Source organism: Bradyrhizobium sp., assembly GCF_019242285.1.
GTDB lineage: Bacteria > Pseudomonadota > Alphaproteobacteria > Rhizobiales > Xanthobacteraceae > Bradyrhizobium.
Genome location: NZ_JAFAVV010000224.1, coordinates 1 through 8,863 on the forward strand (window position 1 = coordinate 1; position 8,863 = coordinate 8,863).

8 protein-coding genes are annotated in these 8,863 nt (G+C 65.2%); 5 read left to right on the forward strand and 3 right to left on the reverse strand.

Annotation, left to right across the window (positions count from 1 at the left end):
* Positions 1-2,289: PAS domain S-box protein (locus tag JOY90_RS08760; RefSeq protein ID WP_291690747.1), on the forward strand; the 2,289-nt coding region annotated here is incomplete at its 5' end.
* A gap of 11 nt (positions 2,290-2,300) precedes the next feature.
* On the opposite strand, the gene JOY90_RS08765 is transcribed toward JOY90_RS08760, so the two are convergent.
* Positions 2,301-2,648 (reverse strand): GrlR family regulatory protein, encoded by a 348-nt coding sequence (locus tag JOY90_RS08765; RefSeq protein WP_291690748.1) that lies wholly within the window; start codon positions 2,646-2,648, stop codon positions 2,301-2,303.
* A gap of 223 nt (positions 2,649-2,871) precedes the next feature.
* Here JOY90_RS08765 and JOY90_RS08770 point away from each other — a divergent pair, with 223 nt between their 5' ends.
* Positions 2,872-3,333, forward strand: coding sequence for a hypothetical protein (locus tag JOY90_RS08770; protein ID WP_291690749.1), 462 nt, complete (start codon positions 2,872-2,874; stop codon positions 3,331-3,333).
* An 11-nt stretch (positions 3,334-3,344) separates the two neighbouring features.
* Here JOY90_RS08770 and JOY90_RS08775 read toward each other — a convergent pair whose 3' ends face one another.
* Entirely contained in the window at positions 3,345-3,728 is a 384-nt protein-coding gene (locus JOY90_RS08775) for a VOC family protein (protein ID WP_291690750.1), read from the reverse strand.
* Positions 3,729-4,412: 684 nt separating this feature from the next.
* Here JOY90_RS08775 and JOY90_RS08780 point away from each other — a divergent pair.
* The 3 genes from JOY90_RS08780 to JOY90_RS08790 all read left to right on the forward strand — a co-directional run bounded on the left by JOY90_RS08780 (position 4,413) and on the right by JOY90_RS08790 (position 5,800).
* Entirely contained in the window at positions 4,413-4,745 is a 333-nt protein-coding gene (locus JOY90_RS08780; protein WP_367276899.1) for a hypothetical protein, read from the forward strand.
* Between the two features lie 205 nt (positions 4,746-4,950).
* Positions 4,951-5,355, forward strand: a complete 405-nt coding sequence (locus JOY90_RS08785; RefSeq protein WP_291690752.1) for a DUF3775 domain-containing protein — start codon at positions 4,951-4,953, stop codon at positions 5,353-5,355.
* A 139-nt stretch (positions 5,356-5,494) separates the two neighbouring features.
* Positions 5,495-5,800, forward strand: a complete 306-nt coding sequence (locus JOY90_RS08790) for a hypothetical protein (RefSeq protein WP_291690753.1) — start codon at positions 5,495-5,497, stop codon at positions 5,798-5,800.
* Between the two features lie 216 nt (positions 5,801-6,016).
* Here JOY90_RS08790 and JOY90_RS08795 read toward each other — a convergent pair whose 3' ends face one another.
* A complete protein-coding gene (locus tag JOY90_RS08795; RefSeq protein WP_291690754.1) occupies positions 6,017-7,600 on the reverse strand; it encodes a caspase family protein in 1,584 nt (527 codons plus the stop codon).
* Positions 7,601-8,863: the final 1,263 nt, after the last annotated feature.

Genomic DNA, 8,863 nt, shown 5'->3' on the forward strand with positions numbered 1-8,863 from the left:
GAGCGGGGCTCCGTCCTGATCTCGCGCCGCGCCGAGCTGCTCGCGGCGTTGCCGCCGCTCCGCACCCGCTTCGAGCAGGCGATGGGCGACGTGCCGGATCGCAGCAGCGCCCGGGCCGTGTTCCGAATCCAGAGCGAGATCGCGACCGCGCTGCTGGCGAACGATCCCGTGAGCGCCGAACAATCGGCCAATCGGATGCTGGCCTTGTCGATCGACGATCCGACGCTGCGCGACGCGGCGCGCGGCTATGCCGACGCGATCATCTCGATCACCGGCACCGAAGGCGAAATCGCCCAGCTCGACAAGCAGGTGCTCGGCACCGAGGGACGGCAGATCGGACGGGTGACCGAGCTGCTGCGCGAATTGTCCGCGCGGCGGGGGCGAGTGCTGTCGCATGATTTTGCCCGAACGCTGGCGGAAACCAAGTGGCAGAGCATCGTGCTGGGCGCGCTCGGCGTGCTCAGCGCGATCTTCGCCGCCATCTTCGTGGTCCGCCGCACCGTCCGGCCATTGGCCCGGATCACCGGCTCGATCCGCGCGCTTGCGGCGGGCGACAAGGAAGCCTCGATCCCGGACACCGATGTCGAAAACGAGATCGGCGATATCGCCCGGGCCGCCGAGGTGTTCCGGCGCACGCTGCTCGAGGCCGACGCCGCGCGCGAGGCGGCGGTGCGGGCGCTTGCCGAGCAACGGCTCGCCGAGGAGAGCTACCGCAAACTGTTCGAAACGTCGGTCGACGGCATCTACGTGACCACGCCGGGCGGCGCGCTGCTCAACGCCAATCCGGCGCTCGCCCGGATGATGGGATACGATACGCCGGAGCAGTTCATCAACAGCATCCGCAACAGCAACATCTCGGACACGATCTACGTTCATCCGGAGGCGCGTGAGCAGTTCAAGCTGCTGATGCAGCGGGACGGCACGGTGCGCGACTTCGAATACCAGGTGTACGACCGCAAGGGCGACGTGCTCTGGCTGTCCGACAGCGCGACCGTCGTGCATGACGACGACGGCAATGCCATCCGCTACGAAGGAACGGTGCGCGACATTACCGACCAGCGGCGCGCCGAGGATGCGATCGCGGAAGGGCGCAGGCTGTTGCAGCAGGTGATCGACACCGTTCCCGCGGTGATCAACGTCAAGGACCGGAACCTGCACTACGTGCTGATGAATCGTTACATGGCGCGTATCTTCGGCGTCGAGCCGCAGGAGGCGATCGGCCGCACGACGAACGAGCTGATGTCGCGCTACGGCGCTGCCAAGACCGACGAGAACGACCAGCGGGTGCTGAAACAGAAGCGCGAGGTCGGCTTCTACGAGGAGGAGTATCAGGACTCGTTCGGCAACATGCGGCAGTGGCTGGTGAACAAGCTGCCATTGCTCGATGCCGATGGCGAGATCGAGCGCATCGTCACGGTCGCGCTCGACATCGGTGAGCGCAAACGCAGCGAACAGGAAATGCGCAAGGCGCGCGACGCGGCCGAAGCGGCGTTGCGCAATCTGCGCGAGACCCAGGCCTCGCTGATCGAGGCGGAGAAGCTCGCAGCCCTCGGCCGGCTCGTGGCGGGCGTCGCGCACGAGGTCAACAATCCCGTCGGCATCAGCCTCACCGTTGCGTCCGCGCTGGAGCGCAAGGCCGCGATGTTCGCCGCCGAGGTCGAGCGCGGCGATCTCCGCCGGTCCTCGCTCAACGAGTTTCTCAGGACGAGCCGCGACGCATCCGGGCAGCTCGTCGCCAATCTCAATCGCGCGGCCGAGCTGATCCAGTCGTTCAAGCAGGTCGCGGCCGATCGCAACTATTCCGACCAGCGCAGCTTCGACCTCGCCGACCTGACCGAGCAGGTCGTGATGAGTCTGCGGCCAGGCCTGCGCAAGCACAATCTGACGCTGAACGTCGCGTGCGAGCCCAATCTCATCATGAACAGCTATCCGGGTCCGTATGGTCAGGTGCTGACCAACCTGTTCCTCAACGCGGTGGCGCACGCATTCCCGGACGGCAGGCCGGGGCTGATCGATATCCAGGCCCGCGCCTCCGGCCGTGACAACGTCGAGATCATCTTCTCCGACAATGGCTGCGGCATGAGTCTCGATGTTCGCCGCCGCGCCTTCGATCCGTTCTTCACGACGAGAAGAGATCAGGGCGGCACCGGACTCGGCCTGCACATCGTCTACAGCATCGTCACCAGCCGGCTCGGCGGACGGCTCGATCTCGATTCCGAACCCGATGGCGGCACGCGGATCCAGATCATCCTGCCCCGCGTCGCGCCGCTGGAGCAGGCGGCGGAGTAGGGACTGGCCCGCTAGTCGATATCGGCGAGCTTGCGCAACGTCGCGCCGAAGATCTGGCTGGCCTTGCCGACGAGTGCGGTGCCGCTCATCTCCGCCCGCGTGTCGGTGAATGTTCCGGACACGCCGACGCCGACCGGACTTGGCTCGCCGAACAGCGGATTGGCGTCGGGGCTCGACGTGTGGCGCTGCACCAAGACTTCGCCCTTGAAGGTATTGTCCTTCACGGTGTAGCTGCCCAGATAATACAGATAGGCGTCGCCGCCGACGATCTTGCCGTCGCGGAACACGACGACGCCGCTGCCTTTGCCGACGCGCCCATCGAGGAGGGTGACGTGGATCGAGTAAAGTCCGTTTTTCATGATGTCCCGTTGCCGCCCGCGGCGCCCACCGCGGCCAGGAACCTTTTATGCCAAACGTGAATTGAGTGTGCAACGCGACAGGTTGACCACGAACGCGGTTCGCTTTGATCATCGTGCATTGCTGCGACACGAAATCGCGAGCGAATCACAGCGGACATAAAATTGGCCCGCTAAATGCATAACACTCTTTGCACCCCTGGGGTAGGTGCAGGAGCCGAACAAGATGAGCAACTGGATCGATTCCGGCGGCCATGTGCCGCGGCGAGCGCGTCAAGAAAGGGACGCGTGCCCCAAGAAGAACCCTCGCGAGCATCGCGCGGGAAGGAAGCAAACGACGCTTCGAGTCACTTGCGCGGCTCTGTTGACGGCGCTCGCATTCTCGTCGAGTCAGGCGCGCGATCGCGGCCAGTATGGCAGCTCCACTCCCGAGTTGAAGGCGTGGTTCGACGGCCTGAGAAGCGGCAAGGGACCTTGCTGCTCGGATGCGGACGGCACGGCGCTCAGTGACGTTGATTGGGAAACATCGGGCGGACACTATCGGGTGCGGATTGACGGCGAGTGGATCGAGGTTCCCGACGAAGCCGTCATCACCGAGCCCAATCGGATCGGCCGAACCATGGTCTGGCCGATCCGCGGCTACCTCGGAATAACGATCCGCTGCTTCATGCCGGGCTCGATGACGTGACGCGCTGCCGGTCAGGCGTATTTCGGATCGCGCTCGAGGAGCTCGACCGAGATGCCCTGCGGGCCGCGGATGAAGCAGATGCGCACGCCGGGCCGTATCGTGGTCGGGGCCCTCGTGAACTCGACGCCCTTGGCCTTGATCTCGGCGGCGACCGAGTCGATGTCCTTCACGGTCAGGCCGAAGTGATCGAGCCCCTGATAGGGCGTCGCAGGGGGCGCATTGACGCGGTCTCCCGGCGCGACCGGAGCAATGAACACATTGGCGCCGCCGAGCTTGACGTCGATGCGGCCGGGACCGCGGATGATCTCGCCGCCGAGGATGTCTTGCAGCCAGGCCGCGGTGCTTTCCGGATCCGGGCTGCGCAGATGAATATGGTCCCAGGTGACGGTCGGCATTGTCAGTCTCCCCATGTGCTGGCGCGCCCGTCGGCGACGCGATTGACGGCACGAACGCATGACGGTCGTGCGGCGACACCGACCTTAGCGGTCCGGGTCCGGCATGGCCATCGTCCGCGCTGCAAAGGAGACTTGCGCCGCTCTCCAATTGTCGGGATTTCCGTGTACCATCTCGAAGCGAGACGCTTGCAGGCATGCGCCGACCAGATGCGCAACCCAAGTTGGGAGGCTTGCCATCCCGTTCCGGTCCTGGCGGCTGGGCCGGCTCGGATCGAAGACTTTCGCCACGTTTGCGCTACGGGTCAGCCATCTGGCCGATCGCATCCGGGTCGTTCCCGACACCGTGAGGATGAGGAGCCGCAAGACCTGCGTTCGCCTGCATGGCGGCCCGTCGCCGGTAATGCCGACACGGTGAAGTGGTTGCGGCAAGCCGGATCTAATCTGGCAAATTGCAAAATTGGCCAAGTCCTTGAACCATTCGACACCTGGAGGAACGAATTGATAGGCCGCCAGTTGGGCGAAAGCTCCGCGTATGGGCGCGGGTAGAGCGGTGTCGAGATGCCTTTGCTGCGATATTTTGTGTTCATTGGAGGCGTTCTCCTGGCGCTCCTCTTCGCTTGTGATGCCCTGCTGCCGGCGGTCCCGCTTCCGAGCGCTCTGGCTTCGGGTTCCGACCATCCCGAAGTGCGAATTCGCTCCGACCGCAAATGGCCCGAGCGCGTCGTGTTCGATACCAGCGCGCCCATCGTGGCGCCTGCCGAGATCGCCAAGCCGGCGCTGGTCGCGGCAGCGAACTCCGATGTTTCTGCCAAGTCCTCGCATGTTCGCGAGGCCTTTGCGCAATTGCCGCAGCAGGGTGGACCGGCATCCAATCCGAAGGTCAGCCAGACGGCGCAGGCGAAGTTGGCCGAGCATCCCGTCAGGCCCCAAGCCAAGCGCAGGGTTGCGAAGGCTCACGCCAACCGGCCCGTGATGCTGGTGGCTCAGCAGCCGCATGGTTTCTTCGACACCTGGTGATTGGTAGCTCCGCGCGGCCCGGCCGGGCTGGTGGGCGAGGTTCGGGCTCGGTAGCCGGTTGGTATTGGGAATCCAGCGTTTCACGGCCATGTGAAACCACCCGCCATCATGATACTTCCTTGATCCTGCGCAAAGTGAGCCTTGCCGGTCATGCTTGGCTTGCCGGCCGGTTGCGACAGGGCTCGTTCCCGGGAGAGTGCACTGCATGCAAGATGCTCCAAACCTATCGATCTCGCCGGAGAAGGTGTTCTTCATCGTCTCCAAGGCGCGCCAATCCGACATCGAAGCGAGCGAGCCGGAGCTGCTCTCGGATTTGACCGACGATGATGCGGAAGGTGGCGGCTCGAGCCGCACCACCGATCGCGCCGAGCTTGCAGCCTTCATCCGCGACCTGAATGTCGACGAGCAGATCGATCTGGTCGCGCTGATGTGGCTTGGCCGCGGCGACGGCGAGCGCGACAACTTGCGCGAACTTCGCCAGGATGCTGTGCGCGCCCACAACAACCGCACTGCCACCTACCTGATGGATACGCCGATGCTCGCCGACTATCTCGAGGAGGCGATGGCGGAGTTCGGCCTGTCGCCCGAGGATTTCGAGGAGAATCACTGAGGCGTCATGGGACTCCGGACCGCCCGCGGGCACAGCCAACCCGTTTGCACACGGCTTTCCTGGCTGGCGCGATCCGTGTCGCGCCGCAGGGCAATTGAATCGGATTTCGGGGCCGGGAAATTCATCATGGAGGTGATCGGTGAAATCTGTCGTTAGTGCGCTCATCGTGATCGGTCTTGTGACCGCGTCCCATGCTCAATCCGGCAACACGACTGCCGCCCCGGCGGCTCCGGCGCAGGCCAATCAGGCGGCTGCACCTTCCGGGACGGCCGGCAAGCGGGCGGATTGTCAGGCCGCAGCCAAGGCGGCGCAGGGCCAGGAGCAGCGCGACCAGATGCAGCTCTGCATGGCGCAGGCGCATCTCGATTGTCTGAAGCAGGCGATCGACCAGAAGGTCGTCGGCCCTCAGCGCAGGGATTTCGTTCGGAGCTGCGTCGGAGGGTAGACGCCGACGTTCGTTGACGGGAGCGGGCCTTCTCGTGCGAGCGAGGCGGCCTTGCTTGTTCGTCAGCCTCGCGCTGCTCAGCTCCATTTCGATTGATCTTTGACCGCCCGGATGCATCATCAGGCCTGCGAACCGATCCATCGAACATGCCAGCGGCCTCGATGCCCCAGCGACGTTTCATCCAGCGCGATGTCTTGACGCGGCATTCCGCGGCCGCTATTTCGCGGTCGCCCGGCAGCGCGCCGCGGCCGAGCCGGTCATCGCATTGTGTTTTGCGAGGAGGGGGCAGCTATTGTGCACATAATAGCTGTCGGGCGTCTCGCGCGCGACCTCGGCCACGATCGCCCTCTGCAGGTTCGGCCAGCATTGGTCGGCGAGTGTGACCGCCGATTTCGCTTCGAGCCATTCGCCGGGCGAGCCGAGCGCCGAGATGACGGCGGTCTCGAGCTCGGGGGCGGCGCAGACGAGGTCGCCATGCGGCGCCTCGAACGCCATCGCGAAGAACGGCGCCGCGTTGGCGTGGTTGAGCTTGTGGACGACCAGCGTGCCGGCGTCGCGCGCCAGCTCGGCGCTCATCGGCGCTGTATGCACGAAGCGGTCGAGCCGGTCGCGGCACCGCTGCAGCTCCTCTCCGTCGGAGCGATCGAAGCAACGGCCGAAGGCGTCCAGCCCGATGCGCGCGCGCAGCGCCATGAACCTCTGCGAGCCGCGCAGCGAGGCAAACGCGGGATAGTAATGCTCGATCGCCGCCAGCCGCTCGTCGGGCGATCCGCTCGACGCAGAGGTGAGCGGCGCGAGCTCGCCGAGCGCTGCCTGCTCGACCAGCGCCTTCCAGCGGTCGCTGCGCTCGGTCGGTTTCACCTCGGTGAGGCGCGTGCCGAGCTCGTGCCAGCTTTCGTCCGCCGCCAGCGCCTCGAGCTCGGCGAGGGCTTCGCTCGGCGGCGGCCGGACGGCGAGCGCTTGCGGCTGCTTGGCTATCGCCGAGGGTAGCGCTGCGACCTGCGGCGTCGGCACGGCCGCAGCTAGAGCCGCGCCGGCGGCGCCATTGAGAACGACGTCGCCGACGATCTGGTCGTAATAGGCAGGGGTCTGCTCCCGGCCGATCGTCGACGCCATCGTCCTGACATCCATCTGAGTGCGCTTGGCGATTTGCACCAGCGTCAGGCCCGGCTCCTGCAATTCGCGGATGAAATTCCGGCTGAACACCGAGTTGGGATCGCCGTCCTTTCCCGACAGGCGGTCGAGCGCCACCTGCTTGGCGCCGGCGGACATCAGGATGAACACGCCCTCGGCCGGCGTCATCGGCGCCAGCCCGCCGGCTCCCTTGAGGCCGCGCCCGCCCGACCGTTCGAACGGGTTGTTGCGGCAGGCGTCGAGCACCAGGATCACGGTGCGGGCGCCGCGCGCCTGCAGGCGCTCGACGATACGGGTCGCCGGATAGGCGGCGTCGCGGACGAGTTCTTCCTGCCCCTCGCCGACCACCGGAATGTCGGTCGGCACCAGGAAGTTCTCGCCGCGGATCTCGAAGCCGTGGCCGGCGAAGAAGAACAGGGCGGTGTCGCCCGGTTCGACCATCCTGTCGAGCGCGAGCAGTGCCTCGCTCATGGCGCGGCTCGATTGGTTCTCGGCGACGATCACGGAAAAATTCAGCTTGCCCAGTGTCTCGGCCAGCGCGTGTGCGTCGTTGATCGCCGTGTTCAGCACGGGCACGTTCTGATAGGCGTTGTTGCCGACCAGCAGCGCCACGCGCCTTTGCGCCAGCGCCGGCGGGTTCGTGAGACCGAGCAGCAGCGCCGCCATGCCGAGGGCGAAGCCGAGCCTGCGGATGGTTGCCATCCGCGACCGGCCGCAAGCGGAGGCAAAGCTGTTGTTACTGGTATTCAAGGGCACAATCCGCATCGTGGGTCGGGGCTGAAATCGATCTCGTCGAGCGCGCCGCTCGGGCCGGCTGATCCCCTTCATGCCGCCAGCTTGTTGGCGAGTCTGTGACGGCACGCGGCTTGTCGGACGCTGCGCGGCCACAACCTCGCGTTCTCGCGGCGCGGATCGCGTCCGAGTTCTGGAAATGAGAACACCCTCGAAAGAGCAGAGGGCGCAGGGAAGACCGGGCGCCGGCTGACGCCCATGGCCCCCGTGCAACAAGAACGCACGGGGCAGGAACCACAGGTGCAGCCGAGAATACCCAGCCTTCCCTGCGCGATGGGTTACGGCTTATACGTGCTCTCCCCGGGGAGCGGGCTTTCTTGCCCCCGTCACCTGCGAGATCATCACCCGCAAGCTTGACGCCAGCGTCGCGGCGCCAGGACCACACGATTTCGCCGTCCGCAAGATGCTGCTCGTCTCGCAGCACCATCACGTCCATCGCAGCCCGCCCCGCGTGTCGTGACGATCGCGCGTACGCCCCTCTCATCGGGGCAGGTTGGGGCGAGATAACCACAAATTCGGAAAAATGGAAAGGAAGAAATTTTTGCGAAGGGGACTGGACAGCTCCAGTCAGCCTGATTCCGTTGAGGAAATTTCATTCCGCGCGCAGCCGGTTTTCCGGCCTCGTGCCTCCCTGCGACGGTCGATAACAGGTTCACGTAACGAACTCCCGCTCGGTCCAGACAAAATCACACCTCGCCGTGGCGCCCTTCCTGTCCTCGGATTCAGGCCGGGCGACGAGCGCTATTCGCGCCGCGAGGTCGAAGCGGGCAGCCCGAGATCGAGACGCCATCTGTCTACTTGACCTGATAGGCCGCCACGGCATGTGCCAGGAAAATCGCAAAACTGAACAGCGCAATGAGCGCCACCAATAACTCGAACATCGAATTGATCCTCAAATCAGCTTGAACACCCGAAAAGGGCGCGGCATTCTTCGAATGACCCTTTCATGACACGGCTGAGCCATCGCTCCACGGTAACCCTGGGTGGCGGCCAGCTTTCCATGCGAGTGTGGTAGTCACGACACGGCTCGGCGTCTTCTGATTGCTCGCGCGTCGGTCGCAATAGGGGCAGCCTGCGTTTGAATGCGTGCAGCCTGTAATGCGAGACCGAGCGAGCGACGGCGGGGCCGGCTTTCCA

Coding starts and splice junctions, on each gene's coding strand:
- JOY90_RS08795 (WP_291690754.1), bottom strand. CDS start 7,600: ATGGCGGCGCTGCTGCTCGGTCTCACGAACCCGCCGGCGCTGGCGCAA.
- JOY90_RS08765 (WP_291690748.1), bottom strand. CDS start 2,648: ATGAAAAACGGACTTTACTCGATCCACGTCACCCTCCTCGATGGGCGC.
- JOY90_RS08770 (WP_291690749.1), top strand. CDS start 2,872: ATGAGCAACTGGATCGATTCCGGCGGCCATGTGCCGCGGCGAGCGCGT.
- JOY90_RS08785 (WP_291690752.1), top strand. CDS start 4,951: ATGCAAGATGCTCCAAACCTATCGATCTCGCCGGAGAAGGTGTTCTTC.
- JOY90_RS08775 (WP_291690750.1), bottom strand. CDS start 3,728: ATGCCGACCGTCACCTGGGACCATATTCATCTGCGCAGCCCGGATCCG.